The organism is Metabacillus sp. cB07 (assembly GCF_016839225.1).
GTDB classification, from domain to species: Bacteria; Bacillota; Bacilli; order Bacillales; family Bacillaceae; genus Bacillus_P; species Bacillus_P indicus.
This window is the reverse complement of sequence record NZ_CP069296.1, coordinates 3,216,863-3,241,842: the sequence shown is the minus strand read 5'-3', so window position 1 is coordinate 3,241,842 and position 24,980 is coordinate 3,216,863. Positions and strand designations below refer to the sequence as shown.

The following is a 24,980-nucleotide window of genomic DNA, read 5'->3' as shown; positions in this document are numbered from 1 at the left end:
GGGTAGACGCTTTTTTTTGCTGAAAAAGTAACATTTATTGCAATGTATTTTTTTATAATAATACCTTGCATTATTAGGTAATAAATTTTATATTATATGTAAGAGGTGTTTATAAATGGAAATTAATAAAGAGGTTTTAAAGGGCCATATTGATACGATACTTTTGTCATTACTTAAAAACCGGGATATGTACGGCTATGAGCTGGCAAAAATGGTGCGGGAAAAAAGCGATAATCAGTTTGAATTAAAGGAAGCTACCCTCTATTTATCCTTGAAGAGGCTGGAAAAAAACAAGTGGATTTCATCTTACTGGGGCGAAGAACAGGGTCCGGGAGGAAGGCGCAAATATTATAAGCTGACACAATTGGGGCTTGATGGTTTTGAAGATAAGCGAAAAGAGTGGGATTTTGTTAAAAAAATGATGGATTCATTTCTGGGAGGGCAGGATTCATATGAAGCAAATTGAAAAATATGTTACTTCAATTTATAAGGATGTTTCAGGCAACAGACAGGAGATTGAAGATCTGATGCAGGAAATGCGGTCGCACTTAATGGAAAGTGTGCAAGAGCTGAAAGCAGAAGGACATTCGGAAGATGCTGCTGTCCGTATAGCAATCGAAAATTTTGGAGGAAAGCAGCACATTGTGAAAGGATTATCGGAGTTTTTTCACGTTCAGAAAACATTTCTCCGCTATTTAAAAACAATTGCTGTACTTGCTTTTGTGCTTGGATGTATCTTTCTCGTATTTTCAATTATGGAACAAAATGAGTTTAATAACGAATTAAAGCAGATGGATTTCGTGGGAGAAGATAAAGAAAGAATGATGGAAGATGTGTATGAAGTTATACAAAATTCAAGTGAACTATCACCGGCAGATGAGGAAAAACTGACGGGAGTTTACGATAAGTATGAGAATAGACTGAATCTCATTGCTGTCTTTCCAGTTAAAGGATTAGAGGACTGGCTGCAGGAAAACATGCAGGCGCTGCAAGAGCCGGTCAATCATTTTCCAATTGACTATGAGCGGGCAGCGGCGGTAATAGGCAGTGAGGGCACAATCGAGGATAAGGCGGAAATTAAACCGAGCGATTATGATTACGGAACGGTAGTCAAAGCGAATGACAAATGGATTGTCCAATATGAATATAAAACTTCCTATGAATCTGTGATTGAAAAACAGCTGCAGATGGAGAATTATGGTCCATCACTGCTTGATTTTTATAAGTTTCCTCTCTTTTTCTTTACTATTGCAATCATCCTTTGGGCTCTCTGGGCATCTTTAGGGCGTCATACGAAACGATTGCAGGAAACTATAAGCTGATTGCGTGAACAGCACTTATCCTTAAAGGACAGGTGCTGTTTTCCTGTAAAAAAACGTCATTTCATAGATCCTTTCACCCGATTTGTGTCAGTATGATTAAAAAACGTTATTCGTTGCGTAAAGATCATTGATTGTTTAAATTTCCTTCTGTTAAAATGGAACAATTAAAATATGAAATAACTTCTTGCAGTGGAAAAGGGAGGATAGAAGTCAGATTCACAGAAGCGAACAATCAGAGAGCATCTGAATGAAAATAAAAGATACATAGAATAAGAAACAACTAGAGGTTTCAGCAGAATATTGGAGGAGTTAATCATGTTTCGCCAAACGGATAACCGCCGCTACATCCCTGCACTGGATGGACTTCGGGCAATTGCCGTCATGACGGTCATTGCCTATCATTTTCATCTTGGTTTTGCAAAGGGAGGATTTTTGGGGGTTGATGTTTTCTTTGTTTTATCAGGTTATTTAATTACATCTATGATCCTCCCGGAAAAAGGAGAGACGCTGCAGCTGAACTTTGCTGCATTTTGGACAGGAAGGTTAAGACGGCTGCTTCCTGCCGCTTTCGTTATGATTACGGCAACGTTTGTATGGGTGATGTTTTTTGACAGAGAGCTTATGGGCACGCTTCGCGGTGATGCCGTTTCGTCCCTGTTCTACGTCAGCAACTGGTGGTACATTTTTAATGATCTTTCTTACTTTGATCAATTTGGATCGCCGTCACCTTTTAAAAACCTGTGGTCGCTTGCCATAGAAGAACAGTTTTATATCATTTGGCCAATCTTGCTTGCAGCCGGTCTGTTTGTCTTTAAAAAGCGGCTGAAACTGGCGGCTGCCATAGCGGGTTTAGCTGTTTGCTCAGCGGTTCTGATGGCTGTTCTCTTTCAGGACGGAACAGATCCGAGCCGCGTCTATTATGGAACCGATACGAGGGCATTTGAGCTTCTTGCAGGCTGTGTCCTGGCTCTTGTATGGCCAATGAAGCGTTTGTCTTCAGGCAGGGTGCCAATTGGACATAAGGTGTCTCTGAATGTCATCAGTTTCGCCGCTTTTGGAATTCTCCTTGCCTGCTTTCATTTTGTCACTGAATATCAGCCGTTTTTGTACAGAGGCGGAATGTTTTTAATCTGTCTTAACGCAGCCGTTCTGATTGGAGCCGTCAGTCATCCTGTCAGCTATTTGGGGAAGATTCTCTCTTTTAAACCCCTGCGCTGGATCGGGACGCGGTCATACGGCATTTACCTGTGGCATTACCCTGTCATTGTGCTTGGCACGCCCGTCCATGAAATCGGAAATCCGGTTTACTGGAGAGTCGGGCTGCAGCTTCTGCTGATCCTGGTCATCGCAGAGCTTTCATACCGGCTGATAGAAGTACCTGTAAGAAGAGAGGGCTTCAGGGGATTTATCAAGCTGACCTGGACAGACTTTTCTCTATCAAGGAAAGCCGCGTCACTTGTCGTTTCTGTTCTATTTGTTTTCTTTGCCGCTGGAGCACTTGGGATTGTTGAAGGGGAGAAAAAAGAAATGCACTCTTCTCCTAAGCAGGTCAAAATCAGTGATAAGCAGGAGAAATCACAGAATGACGATTCTTCAGAAAAAGAGGAGCCGAAGGCAGAGGACCCATCTGATAAGGAAGTCCTCGCCATAGGTGATTCTGTTATGATTGATATAGCTTCAAATCTTCAAGAAGAGTATCCTGGCATTACGATAGATGCTGAGATTGGCAGGCAGATGCGCCAGGCGGTCAGCCTTGCTCCTGAATATGATGAATACAATGAGCAGAATAAAGCGGTTGTCATTCATCTCGGAACCAACGGATACTTCCCGGAGAACCAGCTGCAGGAACTGCTCGATTCATTCTCAGAAGCCGACGTCTATCTGGTGAACACCCGGGTGCCGAAAGAATGGGAAAGCAGTGTCAACCGTTTACTTGAGGAAAAAGCGGAGCAAAACGAAAATGTTACACTGATTGACTGGTATTCAGAATCCATTGATCATCCTGAATATTTTGGAGATGACGGAGTGCATCTCGGGAAAACAGGTGCGGAGGCTTTGACAGATCTGATCTCTGAATCAATCAATAAAGAAAAATAGAAGAGAAGGCTGTTCATTCGACTGCGGATGAACAGCCTTTTTTATGTGCATAAAAAAGAGATGCCCATTATCAGGCATCTCAAGCTGCATATTTATTTCCGGTACGACAATTCTGCAATGGCATCATGCAGATGAATGGATTCTTCGTTCCGGCATTCGACGCGGAATGCTGAAACAAAGTCAAACTCGTAAAGGTCTGCTGCAACGAGGCGGACCATGTCTTCCACGAAGCGGGGATTTTCATACGCTGTTTCTGTGACCATTTTTTCATCCGGACGTTTAAGGACCGGGTGGATCATGGCACTTGCGTTTGTTTCAGCTGCAGCGAGAAGCGCCTCTTTCCAGTCACGCTCTTCGTTATAGCCTTCTGCAAATTCTACTTCCATTGTGATAAATCCGCGCTGATTATGGGCGCTGTACTCACTGATTTCCTTCGAGCACGGGCAGAGTGTTGTCACTGCACATGTAAGCTTTGCACTGGCTGTGAAGCCTTTGCCTTCTTCATAGCGGATTTTCATGCCGGCAGTGGCATGGTTTAAGCCGGCAAGTTCCGAGCTTGGTCCTTTACGCTCGTAAAACCATGGGAAGGTCACGTCAATTTCAGCATCCTTTTGTTTCAATCGTTCAGCAAGCTCTTTCGTAAAGTCATAGAGTTCATTGATGGACATGGTGAAACCGCCGTTTAAGCGGTATTTCTCAAGCTGTTCTGTGAAACGGCTCATGTTGGTTCCTTTTGCTTCATATGAGATGGATGACGTCATTTTAAATGCAGCCACTGTTGTTTGCTGTTCAGGTGACAGCGAAGATTGGATCACAACGGGATATTTTACATTGCTGATGCCGACAGCATTTATATGAAATAAAAAGTCTTTTTTTGAATTTTGCAGATCCGGCATTTTGTCCTTTTCAACAGGTTTTGTTTTCAAGCCGGGTTCTACTGACCCAAATAGTCTGTGTCTCTCTTTTTTGGGCGGTAACTGTAATTCTCTTTTCATAGATGATCTCCTCTCGAGTGCCTCAATACTAGAGAGTATACTGTACAATGAAAGATTACGGCAATGAAAAATGCTCAATAGTGGTTAAAGGCCGGATAAAATCAGTTCTGCAGCCTGCCGGGCACCTGATATGTTACGTGCAATTGGACCTACCTGCAGTTCTGCGAGGGCACCTGTTACATACAGTCCCCGGTCCCACTGCAGATGCTCATTTACAATTGGATATCCGCAGTCGGCGCATGTTAATTTCTCACGTTCTATTAAGGGGTTTATCCACTCTTTTCCGGGTAATGAAGGCATAAATCCGGTTGCCAGAATGACTGATCCCGCCTGAATGAGACTGCCGTCTTTTCCGTTGAGGGTTAGAGTCTTCCCCTCTGCTTCCGCCTGTTCAACTTCAAAGTCCTTCCATTCCAGCATGCCGCGTTTTTTTAAATGATGGAGCTTTATTTGCAGATCCCTGGTAATGGAGCCGCGGTGCCTTGCTGACTTTATGTGATTGCGTCTGCTTGTGTAGTCAGCGTTCATTCTGAATGTACGCTGCTTTTTCGGTCCGAGCCATCCGGGATCACTATCGAAGAGTTTAACTCTGAATGGATGGCGCTTCAGCATCGTCACTTCTCCCGGGTAAAGCCCTGCAAGCTTATTAGATAAGTGGGCTGCCGTCATGCCGCCGCCGATGACTACAACAGGACCGGGCAGATTACCAAGATTCAGATTCTTATCGAAAACATGATAGATATGGTCAAAATTCTTCTTCGCTGCTTCAGCCCATTCAGGCCAATGGGGCTGTTCTCCAATTCCAATGGCCAGGACCACATTTTCAGAAATCAGCGTTTTCCCGTCTGCAAGGGTAACCTTCCAATGTTCACCTGTTTTATTAAGTGTTTTTGTACGGCCCTGAATCCAGCAGTTTTCAAGATTCAATTCCCGGTATATGTGATCGCAGTGTGTTTTAAATAATTCCAGCGAAGGTCTTTTAAACCTGCCGTAGAAACCGTGATGTCCCTGCTGTTTGGAAAAGCGCTCAAGTCCAAAGGGATTCATCTCAATATGGTGAACAGAAGGAGACCGCAAAAATGGCATAGATATCGCTTCAGTACAGTTTCTCCAGTTTTCAAGAGGCTTGGAGTGGGGATCAATCACCTTCAATTTTTCCGCCTCCGTTTTCTTGCTTTGCAGAAGAAAAGAAGCCATTGTCATTCCCTGGACTCCGCCTCCGATAATGATCCATTCGTACATAATTCCACTCCTAAAACGTAATTGTTACGATTTAATCAGTTTACCTAATTCCAACGAATTTTACAATAGGGGGGATTTGTCATGAAATTGCATAATTTATGGACTGGCCCCGTATGCTATAATGCTAGGAGAAATAATAGGATTGGAGATTAGAGATGAAAAAACCGGCGTTTTCTATTGTGAAGGAGTCTCTTGCTCTTGCATTAATAGGGTTGTTTATTTATCTTTTTATATTCATAGATTTCGGAAGCTTCCAGATTGATGCACCTAAATCGTTCTTAAACTTAAACACGATTTTCCTGAGCATAGTGCTTGAAGCCATTCCCTTTATCCTGCTTGGGGTTTTCGTTTCTGCTTTAATTCAGTCATTTGTATCGGAAGAGATGATTCAAAAATACCTTCCTAAAAATGCTGTCATTGCCCTGTTTCCTGCAGCACTGCTGGGCATTATTTTTCCTGTCTGCGAGTGTGCCATCGTTCCGATTGTGAGACGGTTAATAAAAAAAGGCATGCCGCTTCATATCGGAATTGTATTCCTGGTTTCTGCTCCGATACTAAATCCTGTCGTCTTCGCGTCTACATACTATGCCTTTCAGTCATCAAAAGAAATTGTGTACGGACGCATGGGACTTGCTTTTATCGTCGCCATCTTAGTCGGACTCGCGGTCTATTTGATTTTTAAAAACCGAGATCAGCTGAAATGGACGAGAGAGGAGCTTGTTGGAAGAACTGTATCTTCTGAACCAGTAAATGGGGTCAGCAAATGGAAAGAAACACTGTTCCATGCAAGCGATGAGTTTTTTGAAATGGGGAAATACCTCATTCTGGGTGCGTTCATCGCAAGTGTCTTCCAGACGTTCCTTGACCGCTCCCTGCTGACGGATCTTGGTTCAAGTGAATTCCTGTCTCCAGCAATTATGATGGCATTTGCCTACATTCTTTCGCTCTGTTCGGAAGCAGATGCGTTTGTGGCTGCCTCTTTCGGCGGAACATTTACTGCAGGCTCCCTGCTTGCATTTCTGGTTTATGGACCAATGATCGATTTGAAAAATACAATCATGCTGTTCGCTTTCTTCAGAGCAAAATTTGTTTTTGCCTTTATTGCCATTGTAACAGCAGCTGTTTATCTATCCGTGCTGGTTTACCAGCAGGTAATCCTGTAAGGAGGAAAACCAATGGAAAAGGAAAGAGATTACCGTTTTCACTTATATTTGCGCGGCATTATCCTGATGGGCTTTACGATGCTTCTTTTTAAACTCATCGTCACTGGTGACATCCGGAATTTCATTGCCCCCCGGATGCTTCCGTTTATCTATTTTGCTGTCATTACATTTTTGCTGCTTGGTGTTGTTCAGATCTGGCGCAGCGGCAGTAAAAAAGCGGAGGAACTTTACTGCAACTGCGGTTTTGATCATTCAGGAAAAAGTTCGCCGATTCAGTCGCTTGTTATCTATTCATTTTTTATTTTTCCGGTTGTAACAGGGTTTGTTTTTCCTGACACCGTTCTTGACAGCTCAATTGCTGCAAAGCGCGGCTTTAAAAACGGTCTGGCCCAGTCTCAGGAGCAGCAGGCCGGATCAGAAGAAGACGCTCAGATGGATAAAGACCTCGCTGATTTGTACTTGCAGGATCCGGATGAGTATATGAAGCAGCTAGAAGAACGCGTAGCGGAAAAATCACAGCCGCCTGAATCAAGTCCTGACGCACCACTTGAGCATCCGGACGGATTCCAGATTCAGGCACCGCCTGAAGGTTATTACGAAGAGCTGGAAGCCAAAATGCTGAAAATGGACAAAATCGTCCTGACAGAAAAAAACTATATCGCCATGACCAATATATTAGATAAAAACCCTCAGAAGTTTGAAGGCAAAGAAGTGGAAATGCTCGGATTTGTCTACAGAGAAGAGGGATTTGAAGAAGACCAGTTTGTTGTCGCGAGGTTTGGCCTATCCTGCTGTGTAGCGGATGCTTCTGTGTATGGAACGCTTGCATCCATTGAAGACGGAAAGACATATGAACAGGATGAATGGGTAAAAGTAAGCGGGAAAATAAAGAGTGTGAAGTTTAAAGACTGGACGCTGCCGAGTGTCGAGATTCAGTCAATCAAGAAGATTGAGCAGCCGAAAGAGCCTTATGTCTATGAAGAATATTAAAAAGAGCTGGGCAGCTGCCCAGCTCTTTTTGGTGCTTATTTTAAAGCGTTAACGGCATTGATTAAACCGTGTCCTGCCGCGCCGTCATATCCATTTTTGAACAAATCTTCAGAAGAAGATTGGACGATGTGTTTGACTTGGGAAGGAGATAGCTTGTCCTTTCCATGCTGCGCGATAATGACACCTGCAAGTGCTGCGGCTTTTGGAGCAGCCATGGATGTGCCTCCTTTGTATCCGTATCCTCCGCCAGGAATTGTAGCTAAGCACAGGTACGTATTGTCTCTTCCTGCGCCCGTAGCTGGATCATAATTCGGTCCTAAATCACCGCCGGGAGCGATCACATCAATTTTTCCAACGCCGTAATTCGAGTAAAAAGCAAGGTTTTTAAGCTGACCGCCTGCAGAAACGCGAATCATGCTCTGGCTGCTCGGACTTCTGTGTGTAGCGCCGTTATCATCGCCGGAAAGCTTTCCTGGGCTGCTGATGTCAAGAGCATTGTTTCCTGCAGATCCGACAACCGTTACACCCTTCTTGATGGCGTATTGAATCGCTCTGTTGAAAAGTCTAACGTCTGCTACAGTGTCTTTAGTTGCATATTCAGGGTTTTGGAACCAGTCGTAGCCTCCAAGCGACATGTTGACAACATCCACATTGTCATCTGCAGCCGTCATAAGCGCTTCTGCGATATGCGCTGTTTCAGCTCCGCCTGTTGGACCAAATACGCGGTAAGCCGCTACTTTCAAGTCAGGACCTACACCCATTGTGCGGCCTTTTGCTGCAATTGATCCTGCAACATGTGTACCGTGGCTGTTCTGGTCCATCGCATCTGGATAGCCTGGAACGAACGATTTCCCGTACGCATAATTGTCTTTTAAATCCGGGTGAGTGTAATCAATGCCTGTGTCGATGACCCCTACGACGATATCATTCCCATCGACGGATTTTCCTGTTCCGCCTGGAAGTGTCCATGATTCGCCATTGTTGGTTACTTGTTTAATATCCCATTGCAGAGAATTATATAAATCTGCACTTGCATCTGCTTCAGGCGTAAAGGCTGCTTCAACAACAGGTGATTCTGGGTAAAGCTTCTTTTGGACACCTGCATCCTGCACGCTGGAGGATTTTTTAATGGCTGTCAAAAAGTCCGGGTTAGCAGAAGAAACCTCCACTGCACCAACCTTTTCAAGCTTGTCGCTTACTTTCCCTCCAGCTTTTGCAATCAGCTCCTGATAGCCTGATGGAAGAGTGTTTTCATTTTTGAAAACGACCAGATAGCTTTTTTCCGGAGCCTGGGCAGATCCTGTTGCAGCGGCCCCTCCAAATACTGCAGAAGCACAAAGTGCAGTACTTAATACGCCTGCCATAAATCCTTTTTTCAATGTCATGTATGTATCCCCCTTCATTTTCTTAATTTTCATTATAATATAAAAATTAGATCCTTTTTCTTTATTGTTCGATCGTTTTCGACAGGTTTTATCAGGGTTATCTATCTTTCGATGGGAAAAATGAAAGGATTTTACAATAACTAAATAGAAAGAATGGATTTTTCTCTCCTGCAAAAGAGTGATAATAAATGACGATTGAAAAATGTGTCGAAAGTATAGTTCTAAATACACAAAAAGACGCCTTTATGTATCAGGCGTCTTTACCGTTAGTCATATGCTCTTTTTCTTGTGGTTTGTCCTCTTTTTGAAGAGGATCAATTGTGTGCTCATATTTATATGCCTTGGAAGTTGTGAGAACACTTAAAAGAAGAACAATTAGAATAATGAGAATGCATATCGCAAAGATTACATACATGCTGGTCCCCCCTGTATGTCCACATTGTATCAGATTTTCATGCCTATTTTGTTTTATTTTTTGTGATTCTGGGTAACGTAAGAGTAGATTTAAGGAGGAGATTCATATGTCTGAAAAACTAATTCAAACCGTTAACAAACAAGTGGCAAACTGGACTGTCCTTTATGAGAAATTACATAACTATCACTGGTATGTAAAGGGCCAGAACTTCTTCACCCTTCATGAAAAGTTTGAAGAGCTCTACAATGAAGCACACGTCCACATTGACGAACTTGCAGAGCGTCTGCTCGCACTTGAGGGAGCGCCGGTTGCAACGCTCAGAGAATGTCTGGAGCTGTCGACAATCAGCGAAGCAGAAGGCAAGGAGACCGCAGAGCAGATGGTACAGTCCACGTTCAATGATTTCACAAAAGTGGCGGAAGAGCTGAAAGAAGGCATGGAACTTGCCGATGAGGTAGGAGATGAAACGACAGGAGATATGCTCCTTGCAATTCATCAGAGTCTTGAAAAGCATAACTGGATGCTAAAATCATTCTTGGGAAAATAAGGCTGCCGGATGGCAGTCTTTTTTCGTGCAGTCCATTTTTCTTCTGATAGGGTATATGCTAGAACAAGTAGATGAAATAAGCATAAGATATAGGGATTTTATTTTCCATGAAAGGATGGCAAAAAAATGTCTCGTCCAGAAATGGGCCTGCTAATGCTGACTTCTGTCTACTTTTCGGTTTTGACTTTTATTATTGGAGAACTGCATGAAATTTTTCTGATCCTGCTTGCACTGATGGCCTTGGAACTGATTACCTTTCTGCTGGCCGGTGTCATAAACAGCAATGGGAACCTTCTGAAAAACGCAGCCTCCAGATTTGGAGCAAAAGTCATCATCATAGCAGTCGTTGCTGTCGCCAACCTCATTGATCTCATTCTTAACACAAGCTATCTTCTCCGGGACGGCACGATCTGTTTCTATATCGTGTTTGAAGCTCTCAGAATCCTTCGCAATGCCCATTACGTTAAGCTTCCTGTACCGCAGTTTCTTATACGGATTCTCGAGTTTATTGAACAGCTGCTTAAAAGGTAGCCCCGAATAAATTGTCCGCTGTTGGGAAAAAAATAAAAAATGGACAAGTAAAGGGGTGGCTTTAACAAATGCCTGATACAAAACAAACGTATTATGTAACGGTGGCAAACGGAGAAATATCAAGACTCAGCACGCAAGCTCCGTGGGACTATAAAATAGAAGCGACTGAAGAAGAAATTACGTCGCTCAGAGAATATTTTGACCAAGTGTATTCTTCTGACTGGCAGGGGTTTTTCAGGGCGCATGTGCCATACCTTGAATATCATTATGACAGGCAGAACGATGCAATTGACCAGACCAACATAAAGATTTTTGAAATGATTTATGAACTCGGAGACGAAGAGGCAAAGGATCATATCAAGTCTCAGGGGATATTAAAAAAGATTGAAGAACAACAATAGGTCTTATACAATTTCATTCATTGTGATAAGATTTTTATGGACACATAGAAATTGAGGGATTGGAAATGTTTCGATTTAAAGATTATTATCACAATGAAGTGCATTTATCGTTTGAAGAACATCCATTTTCAGAAAAACCGAAACACGTCTGGGTGATTTGCCGGTATGGAAACCGCTGGCTGCTAACGATCCACAGGGACCGCGGCTATGAATTTCCCGGAGGCAAAGTTGAAAAGGGCGAAAACCCCTCAGATGCCGCTCTAAGAGAGGTAAAAGAAGAAACGGGAGCAAGTGTCTCAAAGCTGCATTACGTCGGGCAATATAAAGTGCTTGGAAAAGAAAAGACAATCATTAAAAACATTTATTATGCAGAAATCGACGAAATCATCCCGCAAGCTGACTACCTTGAAACAGAAGGCCCTATTCTTTTTGAAACGCTGCCGACAGACATTGGAAGAAACCGCAGATTCAGTTTTATTATGAAAGACGACGTCCTGCTGAAAAGCATGGAACGAATATTAGAGCGCTTTATGTAACATCCCGGTTCAGAAGGAGCCGGGAATTTTTTTGAAAAAATACCTTTTGCTCTTGGAAAATATAGTAATATAAAGGGAGTGTGTCACGAAAGGAGAATGGATATGACCCACAGTGAACCAAGATACATATGGATTGCCATTGCTTTGCTGCTTGCCGTTTCAAGCTTTTTTGTGATATTAATCGTTCCCCAGACGGTGCATAATGTACTTTTTCATACCCCGAATACAGCCATTATCCAAACACCGAGACTTGTGCTTTATATGTATGGCATCTCAATCGCGGTGCTGGCCCTTGCCTGTTTTTTAATGTACCTGAACCAGAAGAAGCTCTGGAAAGCGGCGCTGCCTATTGCTGTACTCGGACTGAGCGGACTGGGTCTTGGAACGGATCATTATAAAGTCGTAACCTATGACGAGATCATATACAGCGATGCATGGACATTTGCAGAAACAAGCTACAAATGGTCGGACGTAAAGGAAATTATTACGGAAGATTCGGAAGATCAAGCTGTCAATTGGCAAGTGAAGCTGTTTTTTAAGGATGGAAATGAACTTGTGTTTTTAAGAGACAAACGGTTCAACAGCGATCATTCGAATTTTTATGCGGCTGCGAAAATGCATGGAGTGCCTTACAAAGGAATAAATGACAAATAAGGCTTCCCCATTAGAGGAAGCCTTGTTTTAGCTTTATACGCCGATTGCAAGATCTTCTTTTTTTAAGTAATCAGCAAGAAGGTCTGGTGCGCTCAGATATATGAGCCCGTTGCCTTCCAGGCTTTTTGGGAACCCAAGAGGGATGGTCCGTTTCATGAGCTGGGCATAAATTTCCGGCTCTGACATTTTTCGTTCAAACTCGCTTTCAGAGAGAGGCTTCAGCAGTGCCAAAGCTCCCGACACATGAGGTGCCGCCATGGATGTGCCGCTGAATATCGCATATTTGCCGCCGGGAACTGTCGAGACAATCTTTTCACCTGGTGCAACGGCATCTATTTCATTGTTGGAATTTGTAAAGTAGGATGACTTTCTCTGCAGGCTTACAGCTCCTACTGAGATGACTTCATTGTAGCAGCCGGGATAGGAGAATTCGGACGTTTTACTGTTGCCGTCTCCCTCATTGCCTGCTGCACATACAACTAAAATCTGATTTTGTACAGCTTTTTGAACCACTTCATGGAGCTCGGGCACATCAGATGGCCCTCCGAGAGACATGGAGATGATGTCAGCTTTTTCTGAAATGGCATATTCGATTGCGCTGATTATCCATTCATAAGCGCCTGACCCTTCCTCGCCGCCCAAAGCTTTCAGAATAAGCAATTTAGCCTCAGGTGCTACGCCGACAACGCCCGAATCAGGGTTAACCGCCGCAATTGTTCCGGCAACATGAGTTCCATGTCCGTTGTAGTCAGTGAAGTTTTCGGGATCGCCGTTGTCATCATCGGTAAAATTGCGTCCGCCGATCACTCTGCCCTCAAGATCGGGATGCTGGGCATCGCATCCGGTATCAATCACTGCAACGACTACGTCTTTTCCTTTAAACCCCTTGCTCCAAATCGACGGGGCCTGAATCAGATTTACGCCTTCCGGAATCTGCTGAATATCTACGAGCTGGTCTTCAACTTGGTACGGGATTAATCGAACAGATTTTTCCATAAGAACCCCTCCTAATTGTTTCTCGCAAACTAGTAACCGGCAAAAGAGCAGAGAGTAATCAGAACTTTCTGTTAAATTCTATCATTTTCCAATAACTCTTGCAAATGCCAAATAGACTAGAAGGAAAATAGGAGTCAGGATTGGGGCGGCGGGGGGTAAAGCGAGGATGATGCCCTGTAAATCATCTGGCGCAGAATAGAGGGTGTTAAAAAGGTAAAATAGTGCCCTATAAATCAGCCGGCGCAAAATAGAGGGCACCAAAAAGGTAAAATGGAACCCTATAAATCAGCCGGCGCAAAATAGAGGGCACCAAAAAGGTAAAATAGTGCCCTATAAATCAACCAGCACAAAATAGAGGGCACCAAAAAAATCAAACCCGGAAAAAAACACTATCTCACCAGCGCAAATACAAAAAATACAGCTGCCCGCGCAGCTGCATTTATTCTCTGTCTTTCACAAGCCTTCTCTCAAGCAGCTCTACCGCCTGATACATGATCGTGGCAAAGCACGCGATGATGATGAGAGAGAGGAGAACGAGGGTAAAGTTAAAGACCTGAAAGCCGTAAATGATCATGTAGCCGAGTCCTTTTGCGGATACGAGAAATTCTCCGACGATGACACCTACCCAGGATAAGCCGACGTTGACTTTTAACGTCGAGATAATGGTTGGGAAGGAAGAGGGAAGAACGGCTTCCTTGAACATCTGCCATTTTTTCGCGCCGAATGTCTGCAGGACCTTCAGGTAGTTGGCATCAATTTCCCTGAATGCGGTGTAGACAACGATGGTTGTAATAATGATGGAGATGATGGCCCCCATAGCAATGATGGAAAAGTAGCCGGGACCGAGTGCTACGATCAGGATGGGTCCAAGTGCAACTTTAGGCATTGCGTTTAAGATGACAAGGTAGGGATCAAGGATATTCGACAATCGTTTTGACCACCAGAGAATGGCGGCAAGTACGGTGCCCGCAAGTGTGCCGAGAATAAAGCCCAGCACGGTTTCAAACAAAGTGACGCTCAAGTTCGCAGCAAGCGAGCCATCTGCTGTTTTTTCTAAAAATAAGCTCCAGATTTTCGACGGGTAGCTGAAGAGAAGGGGATCAATCCATTCTTTTTTTCCCGCAAGCTCCCATAATGAAAAGAAAGAAACGAATATTAGAAGCTGGTAGAACCTTATCCAGTTCTTCTCTTTTTTTAGCCCTTTTAAATATGATAGATGCAGCTGCTGCAGTTCATCCTTTTTCATCGAGAAGGTCCAGCTCCTTCCATATGTGCTGAAAGAGATCATTGAAGGAAGGGTGCTGCCTTGCCTGAAATGGCTCCAGCTTCTTTAGTTCTTCGGGTATGTCAAACGTTTTGGCCACTCTCCCGGGCTTTGACGAGAGAAGAAAGATGCGGTCGCTCATGGCGATGGCTTCCCCGATATCATGGGTAACAAGCAGGGCAGTCTTCCCGTAATCTTTCAGTGTGCTCCATACAAGGTCTTCTAATTTAAGCTTTGTCTGATAATCAAGAGCCGAAAATGGTTCGTCAAGCATCAGAAGCTTAGGATCGGTTGTAAGCGTTCTGACAAGTGCAGCCCGCTGTCTCATCCCGCCTGAAAGCTGACGAGGGTAGCTTTTCTCCACATTTTCTAGTCCCATTTCTGCAAGGAGGGAAAGCCCTCTAATCCTTGCTTCAGGTGTCAGCTTTCCTCCAATTTTTAATCCGAGAAGAATATTCTCTTCAATGGTCTTCCAGGGAAAAAGATAATCCTGCTGAAGCATATAGCCGATGGATGAGGAGAACCGGTCAACAGGTTTTCCTTCCATCAGCACCTTTCCTTTTGTCGGAGAAATCAGTCCTGCTATGATGGACAGCAGCGTGGTTTTGCCGCAGCCGCTCGGGCCAAGGAAAGAAATGAATTCTCCTTCTTTAATTTCAAGGTCAATGTTCTCTAATGCAAGAGTTGCGGATTCTTTAGTGAAGTAGATGTGATGGATATGCTGGACCGTTAAGAAAGACATGCTGAAACCTCCTTACTTTGCGGCATCTTCAGCAAACTTTGTATTAACAAGCTCGGCGTGATCAATCCGCGCAGGGAGTTCGCCGGCTTCTTCCATGATGTCCTGAAGATTCGTCCACTCTGCTTCATCAAGGATCGGGTCTGCGGCAAATGATCCTTGAGCTTTATAGCGTTCAACCACGGTCGTGATCAGGTCGAGATCTGTGTCTTTAAATTGAGGGGCAATGGACTTTGCGATTGTTTCCGCATTATTTTCTTCCACCCATTGCTGCGCTTTATAAATCGCTTTTGTGAATTTTTCAGCCGCTTCTTTATCGTCTTTCAGGAAGCTTTGTTTTGCCATAAAGGTCGTATATGGAACTTTGCCGGATTCCTCGCCGAAGGATGCCACAATATGTCCGGTACCTTCTTTTTCAAAGATACTTGCTGTCGGTTCAAAGAGCTGGACGAAGTCGCCTGTGCCTGATGCAAATGCGCTTGGAATATTAGCAAAATCGATATTCTGAATCAGTTCCAGATCTGCCTTAGGATCAATTCCCTGCTGTTTCAGGACAAATTCACCAACCATCTGAGGCATGCCGCCTTTACGCTGGCCGAGGAATGTTGTGCCTTTCAGCTGATCCCAGCTGAAATTGTCTATTTTCTCGCGTGAAACAAGGAAGGTTCCGTCTGTCTGCGTGAGCTGTGCGAAGTTGATCACAGGATCCTTTGAGCCCTGTGCTGAAACATAAATGGATGTTTCAGAGCCGACAAGTGCGATATCAGCTCCATCTGAGAGCAGGGCCGTCATCGTCTTGTCACCGCCCCACGTAGTTGTCAGTTCTACATCAAGACCTTCTTCTTCAAAAAATCCTTCAGACATCGCTGCATAAAGAGGAGCATAGAAAATGGAATGGGTGACTTCAGCGAGTCTGATTTTTTCCGGCTTGCTTTGATTGCACGCGCTCATTGTAAAGACGAGCAGAGCAAGAAGACAAAAGCCAATCAGCTTTTTTTTCATACATAATCCTCCTTGGTGACAGACACCATTAAAAATAGGTAAAATAAGTTTTCAGTATTGTAACGCCTGAAATAGTGTATGAATTCAGCGAAAATGTGTGAATGCCTATTATCGTTTTGTGAGGTGAAGGGAAGATGGAAAACGGATCGATTGTTGAACGCCAGGTGATGCCGTCTCCAAGTCCCGCTGTCAGACTGGAAATCGTCACCTATCTGTCTGAAGGCCTGAAGGTGAAGGGACTGCTCGCAGAACCTGTGCAAGATGGAGTATATGATGGTTTTCTGTATTTGCGCGGCGGCATTAAGAATGTCGGCAAAGTCAGACCCGGGCGGATCGTGCAGTTTGCATCTGAAGGGTTTGTCGTCATGGCTCCTTTCTACAGGGGGAATCAGGGAGGAGAAGGGAATGAAGATTTCGCGGGAGAAGACAGATACGATGCCCTGCATGCTTTAACGCTGCTGAAAAATCATTCAAAAGTGATAAACGAACGGATTCACGTGTTCGGTTTTTCAAGAGGCGGCGTCATGGCGCTGTTTGCAGGACTGCTTGACCGGGATGTGAAATCGGTTGTGACATGGGGCGGGGTATCGGATATGACGCTGACCTACGAAGAAAGAGAAGACATGAGGAGAATGATGAAGCGGGTGATAGGAGGGACTCCGTCCAAATATCCGGAACGGTATCACTGGAGAACGCCTCTTTATGAACTTGAAGACTGGCATGCGCCAATCTTAATTATCCACGGGATGCATGATCAGAATGTGTCCGTGCAGCATGCTCATTTATTGGAGAATAGGCTTTTGGAACTCGGAATAAAAGCAGAAACGATGTACTTTGAGGAGTATACGCACTATTTTCCCCCGGCTGTAAACAGAAAAGTCGTGAAGGACCTTACAGCATGGATGAAAAAGCAGTAAAACCGGGAACGGTTATGATAAAATAAAGCTATATAAGAAGAGGAGTGATGAGGATGGGTATGCCTTTAGAGCTGAACACAATGATCGTGACCAAAGGAAGAGAGAGCAGGCTGGAAGAGAATCTTTTTTCGCTTGAAAAAGAGGGTTATCGCATTTATCCGCTTGAAATACCTGTTGAGGTCAGAAAAACAAAAGACGGCGATGTCAGCGGACAGGCTCTGATCAAAAAACTTGAACTTGCTGATTCAAAAACCATCCTGACGTATCAGCTGATCGCGCTGAAGTCGACGAATTAAAGCGTCTGAAATGACGTCTGCATACAAAAAAGCTGCTGAGCACATCAGCAGCTTTTATCATTCAGCTGAAAAATGGTTTTCGCCAAAAGAGCAAACTCTTCCGGCTGTATCGCTGTCTTTTCAGCACGGCCATTTATCGTACGGGTGAGTGAGGTATCGGTCAGTGTGACCGTGCCGCAGTCTGATATTTTTACGGCTAAAGGTTTTTTGTTAAAAGGGGAGAATTCAGAGTGACAGATAACATCCTGCATTTCATCTAATTCTGCCTCCTTCATTTCTCTTGAGTCAAATACATATCCTTTTTTCCAATCTGTATCTCTGCCTGAAAGCTTCATCTCAAGCAGATATTCTCCTGAAAACTCCGGAACCTCAGCCACGCGGAACTCTCCATTGCGGGAGCTGATGACCTCTCCGTTCAGAGGGACAGGTTTAAGCGGAAGATTTCCCCCAAATCCTGTGTCAATAAGATACTGCCTGCTGTCATGGTCAAGAAGGATGGCGGTATGTGTTCTTCCTGTCCGGCTGAAGCAGTTGTTATGGTGGTCATAGACCATCCCCCTGACCAATTTTACGTTCAAATGGTTTTCCAGAAGAAAATGATAGAGGAGGGGGTTTAGTTCATAACAGAGCCCGCCTTCATTCCCGGCCAGCATTTTTTCTGTCAGGTTTTCTTTAGTGACGTGCTTTGTCTGTCCGGTCAGCACACGAAAATTTTCAAAAGGAAAAACTGAGGCCGTCCGCTCAAGCAGGTCATCAAGCTGTTCAAATGAAATGGTGCTGCCGGCGGGTAAACCCAGTCTGTTTCTAAACGCCTGATTAAGCTCCATGGAATCTCTCCTTTATATGGTTTTCATCCAATCAAGAAAGTCATGCAGTTTGTCCACTGAAGTCAGATTCTCATTGCATGTTTTGGCATCTTTGCAAATATAGTTTCCCTTTTTAACGTACGTTCCCTGCTCTGATCCTTTCAGCTCTACTGTAAAAAGTCCTGTTTCGGAGAATTTGCTGCAGATTGTACAGATGCCTTTCTGGTAACTGCTGCTGAAGGTTCCGCTTAGTCCGGTCCATTTTTCTCCGGCTTCCGCTATCATAAAGTATTTTCCCGTACCTTTGTCATGCCAGCCGATATAGGATACTTCGTTTAATTCCAGCTCTTGTGCAAAAGAAGGAAGCTTTAATTTTTTTGCTTTTGGGAAAAGTTTTTTGACAGACTGCTCCGTTAATGGCCTGAACGGAATGGTGTATGGACGCAGCCTGGCCAGATATGCATCAATGTCCATCGTGTCTTGAACATCTGAAACAGGAGCAATAAGGTCTCTCTGCTCAGGAGAAAGTTCTTCGAAAACAGCTGTAGCCCTTTCTGCCGCAAGTGATTTTAGTGCATCTAAGACATGGCGGTCATTAGCCGTGCTATGCCCGTTCACAAGAATCTGTGCCTGTGCCTTTATATGGTTGTACTGGTCGCTTCGGATAAATGGTTCCATTTTTTGATTCACTCCGCTTCTAAACAGCCGGCTGAACCAGCTTTCTATTATTATATGCAAGATTCATCCGTTTTTTAAATGGATGAAACAAATAGAAGGAAACTCGGCATAAAAAGAGGGATGATCTTATTGATCATCCGCTGCCGGTTTTCGTTTATAGACAATTTTTTTTATCGTTTCTGTGGAAAGAAAATATTCATTGGCAAGTTCCTGAATGGTGCTGCCGCTGCGGAAGGATGTACGGATGCTGTCATTTCTTTCATCAATCCATTTTCTGCTTCCAGAACAGCTTCCCCATTTTTGGCGGCTGGATTCAGGCCTTGGTATATAGATAGACTCTCCCTGTATATACTGCTGAATTTCTGTAATCAGTCTGTCAGGAAGAACCTCATTTGCGTTAACATATTTCATTTCTGCCAGCTCCTTATTTTTAATAGAGAAATAAGGGCAAAGCCTGGCATTAATGGCGATGCAAAATGTTAGGCACGAATTGCCTTACTCGTGATTTGCCTCATGCAAAGGATCGCCTTTTTAATACTGGGCTTTGCATGAGTTGCTGCAGTATCCGGCAAATGGAATAAGTCTGCCAAAGTGATCACCTCCTTAACTGCCTTTTTTATACAATACTATCATACGTAACCTGCAGGGAAAAAGAAAAAACGTTTGGCTTCAAATGCGGCCAAACGTTTTTTCTTTTATACAGCTATTTTCGATTCATTTATTTTTTGTGACTTCTTTGTGCTGAACTTGTTTACAAGCATTGTAAGTGCGCCGTCACCAGTTACATTTGTTGCTGTTCCAAGACTGTCCTGAGCAAGATACAGAGCAATCATGAGGGATACCATCGTCGGATCAAAGCCGAGCATCGTCTTCAGAAGGCCGATCGCTGCCATGACCGCTCCGCCAGGTACACCCGGTGCTGCAACCATTGTGATGCCGAGCATAAGGATAAACGGAATCATCATTTCAGCAGTTGGGACTGTGCCGTTCATCATCATAACGCCCATCGCACAGCAGACAAGAGTAATCGTGCTGCCTGAAAGGTGAACTGTTGCAAGGAGCGGAACGCTGAAATCGGCTACTTTAGCCTGAACGCCTGTTTTCTTCACTTGACCAAGCGTGACAGGAATAGTCGCTGCAGATGACTGTGTTCCAAGCGCTGTGAAATAAGCTGGCGACATGATTTTTAAAAGTTTGAAAGGATTGTTTTTCGTCAGCAATCCGCTCGTGCTGTATTGCAGCAGAAGCATTGTGAGATGCAGGGCAATAATCAGGATAAAGACTTTTGCAAAAACAGACAAAATGGACTGAACCTGTCCGCCAAATGTCATGTTGGCAAAGATTCCGAAAATGTGAAACGGAAGAAGCGGAATGATGACTGTTTTAATTAATTTTTCCACGATCTTCTGGAAATCTTCAAATGCATGCTGCAGTGTGTTCCCTTTAATCGAGGCAAGGCCGATTCCGATGATAAACGCGAAAAGAAGGGCGCTCATGACTTCCATCACAGGCGGCATGCCGATTTCAAAAAATGGTTTCTGAAGGAATTCTTCAGGGTTATCTGTTTGGACGAGTTTATTTTCTGAAATAAATGAAGGCAGGATAAAGGATGCTGCCGCAAAAGCAAGGATACCTGCAAAAATGGTAGACAGATAGGCAAAGCCTGTTGTCATCCCGAGCAGTTTTCCTGCGCCTTTTCCGAGCTGTCCAATACCTGGAGCAATAAAGCCAATAATAATAAATGGAATGGCAAAATTAATAAAGTTGCCGAAAATCCCGTTAAAAGTAGCAAAGCCTTTTACCAGCCATTCGGGAGAAATGCTTCCGATCACGACACCTAATGCGATGGCCAGTACAATTTTCGGCAATAATCCGAGCTTGATTTTCATTGATGTGTCCTCCTGAAAGATACATTTGTACATGAGTTATAGAAACTACTTTAGCACAGGCGGACTGAAATTTGTATAAAAAAAGAGAATTTTATTTTATTAATATATGGAAATGAAGGAGAAGAAACAAAAAAATCTGTGCCGCAGTAATGGGCACAGATTTTTTATTGTTAACCAGGAAATTATAAAGAATAAAAGGCTGTGGATAACATAACAAAGTTATCATCGTCCAGCTCCAGCGCCTAGATCCTCTGTCAGAACAAATCCGTCAAAAAAGTCAAAACCGGACTTTTTTGACGGATTCTTATCTGCCTATCGGATCTGACCAAGGCGCTTGCGCTTTTGTTCTTAGACTGTAGGTCCGCCAAGCGTTTCAATATCAGCTGAAACGTTCTTGAACTTTTTGAAGTTTTGTTTGAATTGTCCAGCAAGCTCCTGCGCCTTAGCGTTATAGGCTTCCGTGCTGTCCCATGTCTTCACCGGCTGGAGCACTTCATCAGGCACGCCCGGTACATGAATTGGAATTTGCAGGCCGAAGTTTGCATCGGTTACTGTCTCAACGCTGTCAAGCTCTCCTTCAAGGGCAGACTGTACCATTGCACGCGTATATTTAAGCTTCATACGCTGCCCTGTACCGTACTCACCGCCGGTCCATCCCGTGTTTACAAGGAACACATTGGCACCGTGCTCATCGATTTTGCGTCCGAGCATTTCCGCATAAACGGTAGCCGGAAGCGGAAGGAATGGCGAGCCAAAGCATGTTGAGAACGTAGCCTGCGGTGATGTAATGCCGCGCTCTGTTCCGGCAAGCTTGCTTGTATAGCCGCTAAGGAAATGGTACATTGCCTGTTCTTTCGTCAGTTTGCTGATTGGCGGCAGAACTCCGAATGCATCAGCTGTCAAAAAGACGATTGTATGAGGATGTCCGGCAATGCTCGGCATCACAATATTGTCCATTGCTTCAAGCGGGTAAGCTGCTCTTGTATTTTCAGTGAAGAATGTATCATCATAATCGGCCGCTCTTGTATCGTCATCTAGGACCACATTTTCCAAAACAGATCCAAATCGGATCGCATCAAAGATTTGCGGTTCTTTTTCTCTTGTGAGGTTGATGCACTTGGCATAACAGCCTCCCTCGATATTAAAAACACCCGCATTTGACCAGCCGTGCTCGTCATCGCCGATCAGTTTTCGTTTCGGGTCAGCAGAAAGCGTTGTCTTTCCTGTTCCTGAAAGTCCGAAGAAAAGGGCGACATCTCCCTCCTGGCCAACGTTAGCCGAGCAGTGCATCGGCAGAATGCCGCTCTCAGGCAGAAGGTAGTTCATAACAGAAAAAATCGATTTCTTCATTTCGCCTGCATATTCCGTACCGCCAATTAAAATCGTTCTTTTTTCAAAAGAGACAATAATGAATGTTTCGGAATTTGTTCCGTCAACAGCAGGGTCTGCTTTGAAATTCGGTGCAGAAACGATTGTAAATGGATTTGTATGCTGAACAAGCTCATCTGGACTTCCTGGCTGGATAAAAAGCTGCTGGGCAAACAAGTTGTGCCATGCAAACTCGTTTACAACCTGAATCGGAAGCCGGTATTTCGTATCAGCGCCTGCAAATCCTTTAAAAACAAATAGTTCATTGCGGTCTTTTAAGTATGAGAGAACTTTTAAGTACAGCTTTTCAAATGCCGCTTCAGAAAATGGCTGGTTCACAGATCCCCATTCAATTTTGTCTTCTGTGGATTTTTCGTTTACAATGAATTTATCCTTAGGTGAACGGCCTGTATATGTGCCTGTAGTCGCACGTACGGCTCCCGTTGATGTTAAAACGCCTTCTTTTCGCTCCAGAACCTTCTCAACAAGAACTGGAACCGATAAGTTATGAAATGCATTTTCCCCATTAAGTAATACTTCAAGCTCGTTTGTGATTTCGATTGAATTCATCCCATACCCATCCTTTACCTATATTTCGGATTTTTATCTATAGTTTCATCCTGCTCTTGTTAATTAGTATAACACATTAAAATAAATAGTCTATACTATTTAACTTATTCTACGTGCAAAATTACAAAATGGAACAAATTAAGCTTTGTTTTCCATGAAAATGATACATATATAATAGAAGTGTTTCGTACGCATCTTTTGGTGGAAAAGAAGAAGAGAGAGTAAAAAAAAGGAACATAAAAACCTTGTCATTTTTTGTTGACACCTGCATGAAAAGTGCGCTATCATATGACCTTGAACGGATTCTCTTATCCCGAGCTGGTGGAGGGACAGGCCCTGTGAAACCCAGCAACCTGCTTTACCGGAAAAATTCATTTCAGATCAGAATGCCCTGAGTGAATTTGAAAAGCAAAGGTGCTAACCTGATGCAAGGCGAAAGCCCTTGATCGATAAGAGCGAAAGGCTGCGAATTCAGTAAATAACCTTTCCTCGCGGGAAAGGATTTTTTATTTTTAATGATATTTTGCCTGAATGTACTCGTGGATTCTCCTAAAACATGCCAACTGAAATATTTTGCCGAATGGTCAAAATATGAAAGGGAATGAGTTCCGTATCATCTACCTTTTGAGGAGGAAAACTTTAATGACTAAACAACGTCGTCTGTTTACTTCAGAGTCAGTAACTGAAGGTCATCCTGATAAAATCTGCGACCAGATCTCTGATTCGATTCTCGATGCAATTCTTGAAAAAGATGCAAATGCCCGTGTAGCCTGCGAAACATCTGTAACAACAGGTCTTGTGCTTGTTGCCGGTGAAATCACAACTTCTACTTATGTAGACATTCCTAAAATTGTCCGTGAAACAGTTAAGGAAATTGGCTACACTCGTGCAAAATACGGTTTCGATGCTGAAACTTGTGCAGTACTTACTTCCATCGACGAGCAATCAGCTGACATCGCCATGGGTGTTGACCAGGCGCTTGAAGCCCGCGAAGGAAAAATGACTGACGAGCAAATCGATGCAATTGGTGCAGGTGACCAGGGTCTTATGTTCGGATATGCGAACAATGAAACGAAAGAGCTTATGCCTCTTCCAATTTCACTGGCTCACAAGCTTTCCCGCCGCCTGACTGAAGTGCGTAAAGAAGACATTCTTCCTTACCTTCGTCCGGATGGAAAAACTCAGGTAACGGTTGAATACGATGAAAATGACAAGCCTGTGCGCATTGACACAATTGTCATTTCAACTCAGCATCATCCTGAGATCTCACTTGAGCAAATTCAGCGCAATGTAAAAGAGCATGTCATTAACCCGGTTGTTCCGAAGGAATTAATTGATGAAGATACAAAGTATTTCATCAATCCGACTGGACGCTTTGTTATCGGCGGACCTCAAGGCGATGCTGGTCTGACTGGCCGCAAAATCATCGTTGACACTTATGGAGGCTACGCTCGCCACGGAGGCGGCGCATTCTCAGGCAAGGATCCTACAAAAGTTGACCGCTCAGCAGCATATGCAGCGCGCTACGTTGCCAAAAACATTGTAGCTGCAGGCCTTGCTGACAAGTGTGAAGTTCAGCTTGCTTACGCCATCGGTGTTGCACAGCCGGTTTCTATTGCAATTGACACATTTGAAACAGGTAAAGTAAAAGAAGATGTGCTGGTAGACGTTGTCCGCGAGAACTTCGACCTTCGTCCAGCAGGCATCATCAACATGCTGAACCTTCGCCGTCCAATTTACAAACAAACGGCTGCTTACGGTCACTTCGGCCGCAACGATCTTGACCTTCCATGGGAAAGAACGGACAAAGCTGAAGTGCTTAAAGAGCAAGCGTTAAACCGATAAAATCGATAAAAGATGGAATCTGCCTTTTGGCCGGTTTCATCTTTTTTTGTTTTGTGGAAAGAAAGTGTCTTATTGATTTTTAAAAGGCGGGAAATTGTGCCCTTCAGTCGGTGAAGAAGAAGCAGAAGGTCACAAAAACGGATGGGTTGTGCCCTTCAGTCGGTGAAGAAGAAGCTGAAGGTCACAAAAGCGGATGGATTGTGCCCTTCAGTCGGTGAAGAAGAAGCAGAAGGTCACAAAAGCGGATGGATAGTGCCCTTCAGTCGGTGGAGAAGGTGCTGAAGGTCACAAAAGCGGATGGATAGTGCCCTTCAGTCGGTGGAGAAGGTGCT

Annotated in this window: 26 protein-coding genes and 1 riboswitch; of the genes, 13 read left to right on the top strand and 13 right to left on the bottom strand. The window is 44.0% G+C overall.

Annotation, left to right across the window (positions count from 1 at the left end; translation table 11 throughout):
• The first annotated feature begins 115 nt into the window (after positions 1-115).
• The 3 genes from JOJ89_RS16610 to JOJ89_RS16600 all read left to right on the top strand — a co-directional run bounded on the left by JOJ89_RS16610 (position 116) and on the right by JOJ89_RS16600 (position 3,419).
• Complete coding sequence (locus JOJ89_RS16610) at positions 116-466, top strand: PadR family transcriptional regulator (RefSeq protein ID WP_029278818.1); 351 nt, start codon at positions 116-118, stop codon at positions 464-466.
• Positions 453-1,322, top strand: a complete 870-nt coding sequence (locus JOJ89_RS16605) for a permease prefix domain 1-containing protein (RefSeq protein WP_203288506.1) — start codon at positions 453-455, stop codon at positions 1,320-1,322. The genes JOJ89_RS16610 and JOJ89_RS16605 overlap by 14 nt, the downstream gene beginning before the upstream one ends.
• A gap of 315 nt (positions 1,323-1,637) precedes the next feature.
• The gene (locus tag JOJ89_RS16600) at positions 1,638-3,419 is read left to right on the top strand and encodes an acyltransferase family protein (RefSeq protein WP_203288504.1); all 1,782 of its coding nucleotides are present in this window, start codon (positions 1,638-1,640) and stop codon (positions 3,417-3,419) included.
• Positions 3,420-3,511: 92 nt separating this feature from the next.
• Here the strand turns inward: JOJ89_RS16600 and folE2 are convergent, their stop codons facing one another.
• Entirely contained in the window at positions 3,512-4,414 is a 903-nt protein-coding gene (folE2, locus tag JOJ89_RS16595) for a GTP cyclohydrolase FolE2 (protein ID WP_203288502.1), read from the bottom strand.
• Between the two features lie 84 nt (positions 4,415-4,498).
• Complete coding sequence (locus JOJ89_RS16590) at positions 4,499-5,656, bottom strand: FAD-dependent oxidoreductase (protein ID WP_029566185.1); 1,158 nt, start codon at positions 5,654-5,656, stop codon at positions 4,499-4,501.
• A 155-nt stretch (positions 5,657-5,811) separates the two neighbouring features.
• Here JOJ89_RS16590 and JOJ89_RS16585 point away from each other — a divergent pair, with 155 nt between their 5' ends.
• Together JOJ89_RS16585 and JOJ89_RS16580 are read left to right on the top strand one after the other, a co-directional pair.
• Positions 5,812-6,819, top strand: a complete 1,008-nt coding sequence (locus JOJ89_RS16585) for a permease (protein WP_203288500.1) — start codon at positions 5,812-5,814, stop codon at positions 6,817-6,819.
• A 12-nt stretch (positions 6,820-6,831) separates the two neighbouring features.
• Positions 6,832-7,809 (top strand): TIGR03943 family putative permease subunit, encoded by a 978-nt coding sequence (locus JOJ89_RS16580; RefSeq protein ID WP_203288499.1) that lies wholly within the window; start codon positions 6,832-6,834, stop codon positions 7,807-7,809.
• Between the two features lie 35 nt (positions 7,810-7,844).
• Here JOJ89_RS16580 and JOJ89_RS16575 read toward each other — a convergent pair whose 3' ends face one another.
• Complete coding sequence (locus JOJ89_RS16575; protein WP_029278832.1) at positions 7,845-9,194, bottom strand: S8 family serine peptidase; 1,350 nt, start codon at positions 9,192-9,194, stop codon at positions 7,845-7,847.
• Between the two features lie 250 nt (positions 9,195-9,444).
• Positions 9,445-9,609, bottom strand: a complete 165-nt coding sequence (ytzI, locus tag JOJ89_RS16570; RefSeq protein WP_081414203.1) for a YtzI protein — start codon at positions 9,607-9,609, stop codon at positions 9,445-9,447.
• A gap of 106 nt (positions 9,610-9,715) precedes the next feature.
• On the opposite strand from ytzI, the gene JOJ89_RS16565 reads away from it, so the two are divergent.
• The 5 genes from JOJ89_RS16565 to JOJ89_RS16545 all read left to right on the top strand — a co-directional run bounded on the left by JOJ89_RS16565 (position 9,716) and on the right by JOJ89_RS16545 (position 12,278).
• The gene (locus JOJ89_RS16565; RefSeq protein ID WP_029278834.1) at positions 9,716-10,156 is read left to right on the top strand and encodes a Dps family protein; all 441 of its coding nucleotides are present in this window, start codon (positions 9,716-9,718) and stop codon (positions 10,154-10,156) included.
• 126 nt (positions 10,157-10,282) lie between these two features.
• Positions 10,283-10,687 carry a phage holin family protein gene (locus JOJ89_RS16560; RefSeq protein WP_029278836.1) on the top strand — a complete coding sequence of 135 codons (405 nt, stop codon included), beginning with the start codon at positions 10,283-10,285 and terminating at the stop codon, positions 10,685-10,687.
• Between the two features lie 68 nt (positions 10,688-10,755).
• The gene (locus JOJ89_RS16555) at positions 10,756-11,088 is read left to right on the top strand and encodes a hypothetical protein (protein ID WP_029278838.1); all 333 of its coding nucleotides are present in this window, start codon (positions 10,756-10,758) and stop codon (positions 11,086-11,088) included.
• 65 nt (positions 11,089-11,153) lie between these two features.
• Complete coding sequence (gene ytkD / locus JOJ89_RS16550) at positions 11,154-11,624, top strand: RNA deprotection pyrophosphohydrolase (protein WP_029278840.1); 471 nt, start codon at positions 11,154-11,156, stop codon at positions 11,622-11,624.
• 102 nt (positions 11,625-11,726) lie between these two features.
• Positions 11,727-12,278 carry a hypothetical protein gene (locus tag JOJ89_RS16545; RefSeq protein WP_203288497.1) on the top strand — a complete coding sequence of 184 codons (552 nt, stop codon included), beginning with the start codon at positions 11,727-11,729 and terminating at the stop codon, positions 12,276-12,278.
• Between the two features lie 33 nt (positions 12,279-12,311).
• Here JOJ89_RS16545 and JOJ89_RS16540 read toward each other — a convergent pair whose 3' ends face one another.
• The 4 genes from JOJ89_RS16540 to JOJ89_RS16525 form a co-directional block, all read right to left on the bottom strand.
• The gene (locus JOJ89_RS16540) at positions 12,312-13,274 is read right to left on the bottom strand and encodes a S8 family peptidase (protein WP_029278844.1); all 963 of its coding nucleotides are present in this window, start codon (positions 13,272-13,274) and stop codon (positions 12,312-12,314) included.
• 439 nt (positions 13,275-13,713) lie between these two features.
• Positions 13,714-14,520 carry an ABC transporter permease gene (locus tag JOJ89_RS16535; RefSeq protein ID WP_203288494.1) on the bottom strand — a complete coding sequence of 269 codons (807 nt, stop codon included), beginning with the start codon at positions 14,518-14,520 and terminating at the stop codon, positions 13,714-13,716.
• A complete protein-coding gene (locus JOJ89_RS16530; RefSeq protein WP_203288492.1) occupies positions 14,507-15,280 on the bottom strand; it encodes an ABC transporter ATP-binding protein in 774 nt (257 codons plus the stop codon). Before JOJ89_RS16530 ends, JOJ89_RS16535 begins: the two co-directional genes overlap by 14 nt.
• A 12-nt stretch (positions 15,281-15,292) precedes the next feature.
• Positions 15,293-16,279: an ABC transporter substrate-binding protein gene (locus tag JOJ89_RS16525; RefSeq protein WP_203288490.1), complete on the bottom strand. Its 987-nt coding sequence runs from the start codon at positions 16,277-16,279 to the stop codon at positions 15,293-15,295.
• 134 nt (positions 16,280-16,413) lie between these two features.
• Here JOJ89_RS16525 and JOJ89_RS16520 point away from each other — a divergent pair, with 134 nt between their 5' ends.
• Both JOJ89_RS16520 and JOJ89_RS16515 read left to right on the top strand, forming a co-directional pair.
• Complete coding sequence (locus JOJ89_RS16520) at positions 16,414-17,196, top strand: alpha/beta hydrolase family protein (protein WP_203288488.1); 783 nt, start codon at positions 16,414-16,416, stop codon at positions 17,194-17,196.
• Between the two features lie 53 nt (positions 17,197-17,249).
• On the top strand, positions 17,250-17,492 hold the full coding sequence (locus JOJ89_RS16515; RefSeq protein ID WP_029278853.1) for a DUF2584 domain-containing protein: 243 nt from the start codon (positions 17,250-17,252) through the stop codon (positions 17,490-17,492).
• A gap of 44 nt (positions 17,493-17,536) precedes the next feature.
• Here JOJ89_RS16515 and JOJ89_RS16510 read toward each other — a convergent pair whose 3' ends face one another.
• The 5 genes from JOJ89_RS16510 to pckA form a co-directional block, all read right to left on the bottom strand.
• Positions 17,537-18,319, bottom strand: a complete 783-nt coding sequence (locus JOJ89_RS16510) for an arylamine N-acetyltransferase family protein (RefSeq protein WP_203288486.1) — start codon at positions 18,317-18,319, stop codon at positions 17,537-17,539.
• A gap of 12 nt (positions 18,320-18,331) precedes the next feature.
• Positions 18,332-18,976, bottom strand: coding sequence for a FusB/FusC family EF-G-binding protein (locus tag JOJ89_RS16505; protein WP_203288484.1), 645 nt, complete (start codon positions 18,974-18,976; stop codon positions 18,332-18,334).
• 126 nt (positions 18,977-19,102) lie between these two features.
• Positions 19,103-19,387 (bottom strand): CD3324 family protein, encoded by a 285-nt coding sequence (locus JOJ89_RS16500; protein ID WP_203288482.1) that lies wholly within the window; start codon positions 19,385-19,387, stop codon positions 19,103-19,105.
• A 284-nt stretch (positions 19,388-19,671) separates the two neighbouring features.
• Positions 19,672-20,859, bottom strand: coding sequence for a dicarboxylate/amino acid:cation symporter (locus tag JOJ89_RS16495; protein ID WP_426866873.1), 1,188 nt, complete (start codon positions 20,857-20,859; stop codon positions 19,672-19,674).
• A gap of 354 nt (positions 20,860-21,213) precedes the next feature.
• Positions 21,214-22,803: a phosphoenolpyruvate carboxykinase (ATP) gene (gene pckA / locus JOJ89_RS16490; RefSeq protein WP_203288478.1), complete on the bottom strand. Its 1,590-nt coding sequence runs from the start codon at positions 22,801-22,803 to the stop codon at positions 21,214-21,216.
• 305 nt (positions 22,804-23,108) lie between these two features.
• Positions 23,109-23,259: riboswitch (SAM riboswitch) on the top strand.
• 186 nt (positions 23,260-23,445) lie between these two features.
• Between pckA and metK the strand changes: the two genes are divergently transcribed.
• A complete protein-coding gene (metK, locus tag JOJ89_RS16485; protein WP_203288476.1) occupies positions 23,446-24,648 on the top strand; it encodes a methionine adenosyltransferase in 1,203 nt (400 codons plus the stop codon).
• The last annotated feature ends 332 nt before the right edge of the window (positions 24,649-24,980 follow it).

What these genes read in the sequence shown, in the direction of transcription:
- JOJ89_RS16580 (WP_203288499.1), top strand. Translation starts at nt 6,832, where the DNA reads ATGGAAAAGGAAAGAGATTACCGTTTTCACTTATATTTGCGCGGCATT.
- JOJ89_RS16610 (WP_029278818.1), top strand. Translation starts at nt 116, where the DNA reads ATGGAAATTAATAAAGAGGTTTTAAAGGGCCATATTGATACGATACTT.
- JOJ89_RS16540 (WP_029278844.1), bottom strand. Translation starts at nt 13,274, where the DNA reads ATGGAAAAATCTGTTCGATTAATCCCGTACCAAGTTGAAGACCAGCTC.
- JOJ89_RS16555 (WP_029278838.1), top strand. Translation starts at nt 10,756, where the DNA reads ATGCCTGATACAAAACAAACGTATTATGTAACGGTGGCAAACGGAGAA.
- JOJ89_RS16535 (WP_203288494.1), bottom strand. Translation starts at nt 14,520, where the DNA reads ATGAAAAAGGATGAACTGCAGCAGCTGCATCTATCATATTTAAAAGGG.
- JOJ89_RS16560 (WP_029278836.1), top strand. Translation starts at nt 10,283, where the DNA reads ATGTCTCGTCCAGAAATGGGCCTGCTAATGCTGACTTCTGTCTACTTT.
- JOJ89_RS16520 (WP_203288488.1), top strand. Translation starts at nt 16,414, where the DNA reads ATGGAAAACGGATCGATTGTTGAACGCCAGGTGATGCCGTCTCCAAGT.
- JOJ89_RS16500 (WP_203288482.1), bottom strand. Translation starts at nt 19,387, where the DNA reads ATGAAATATGTTAACGCAAATGAGGTTCTTCCTGACAGACTGATTACA.
- JOJ89_RS16600 (WP_203288504.1), top strand. Translation starts at nt 1,638, where the DNA reads ATGTTTCGCCAAACGGATAACCGCCGCTACATCCCTGCACTGGATGGA.
- ytkD (WP_029278840.1), top strand. Translation starts at nt 11,154, where the DNA reads ATGTTTCGATTTAAAGATTATTATCACAATGAAGTGCATTTATCGTTT.
- pckA (WP_203288478.1), bottom strand. Translation starts at nt 22,803, where the DNA reads ATGAATTCAATCGAAATCACAAACGAGCTTGAAGTATTACTTAATGGG.
- JOJ89_RS16525 (WP_203288490.1), bottom strand. Translation starts at nt 16,279, where the DNA reads ATGAAAAAAAAGCTGATTGGCTTTTGTCTTCTTGCTCTGCTCGTCTTT.
- JOJ89_RS16545 (WP_203288497.1), top strand. Translation starts at nt 11,727, where the DNA reads ATGACCCACAGTGAACCAAGATACATATGGATTGCCATTGCTTTGCTG.
- JOJ89_RS16565 (WP_029278834.1), top strand. Translation starts at nt 9,716, where the DNA reads ATGTCTGAAAAACTAATTCAAACCGTTAACAAACAAGTGGCAAACTGG.
- JOJ89_RS16590 (WP_029566185.1), bottom strand. Translation starts at nt 5,656, where the DNA reads ATGTACGAATGGATCATTATCGGAGGCGGAGTCCAGGGAATGACAATG.
- JOJ89_RS16530 (WP_203288492.1), bottom strand. Translation starts at nt 15,280, where the DNA reads ATGTCTTTCTTAACGGTCCAGCATATCCATCACATCTACTTCACTAAA.
- JOJ89_RS16605 (WP_203288506.1), top strand. Translation starts at nt 453, where the DNA reads ATGAAGCAAATTGAAAAATATGTTACTTCAATTTATAAGGATGTTTCA.
- JOJ89_RS16505 (WP_203288484.1), bottom strand. Translation starts at nt 18,976, where the DNA reads ATGGAACCATTTATCCGAAGCGACCAGTACAACCATATAAAGGCACAG.
- metK (WP_203288476.1), top strand. Translation starts at nt 23,446, where the DNA reads ATGACTAAACAACGTCGTCTGTTTACTTCAGAGTCAGTAACTGAAGGT.
- JOJ89_RS16510 (WP_203288486.1), bottom strand. Translation starts at nt 18,319, where the DNA reads ATGGAGCTTAATCAGGCGTTTAGAAACAGACTGGGTTTACCCGCCGGC.
- JOJ89_RS16585 (WP_203288500.1), top strand. Translation starts at nt 5,812, where the DNA reads ATGAAAAAACCGGCGTTTTCTATTGTGAAGGAGTCTCTTGCTCTTGCA.
- folE2 (WP_203288502.1), bottom strand. Translation starts at nt 4,414, where the DNA reads ATGAAAAGAGAATTACAGTTACCGCCCAAAAAAGAGAGACACAGACTA.
- ytzI (WP_081414203.1), bottom strand. Translation starts at nt 9,609, where the DNA reads ATGTATGTAATCTTTGCGATATGCATTCTCATTATTCTAATTGTTCTT.
- JOJ89_RS16515 (WP_029278853.1), top strand. Translation starts at nt 17,250, where the DNA reads ATGGGTATGCCTTTAGAGCTGAACACAATGATCGTGACCAAAGGAAGA.
- JOJ89_RS16575 (WP_029278832.1), bottom strand. Translation starts at nt 9,194, where the DNA reads ATGACATTGAAAAAAGGATTTATGGCAGGCGTATTAAGTACTGCACTT.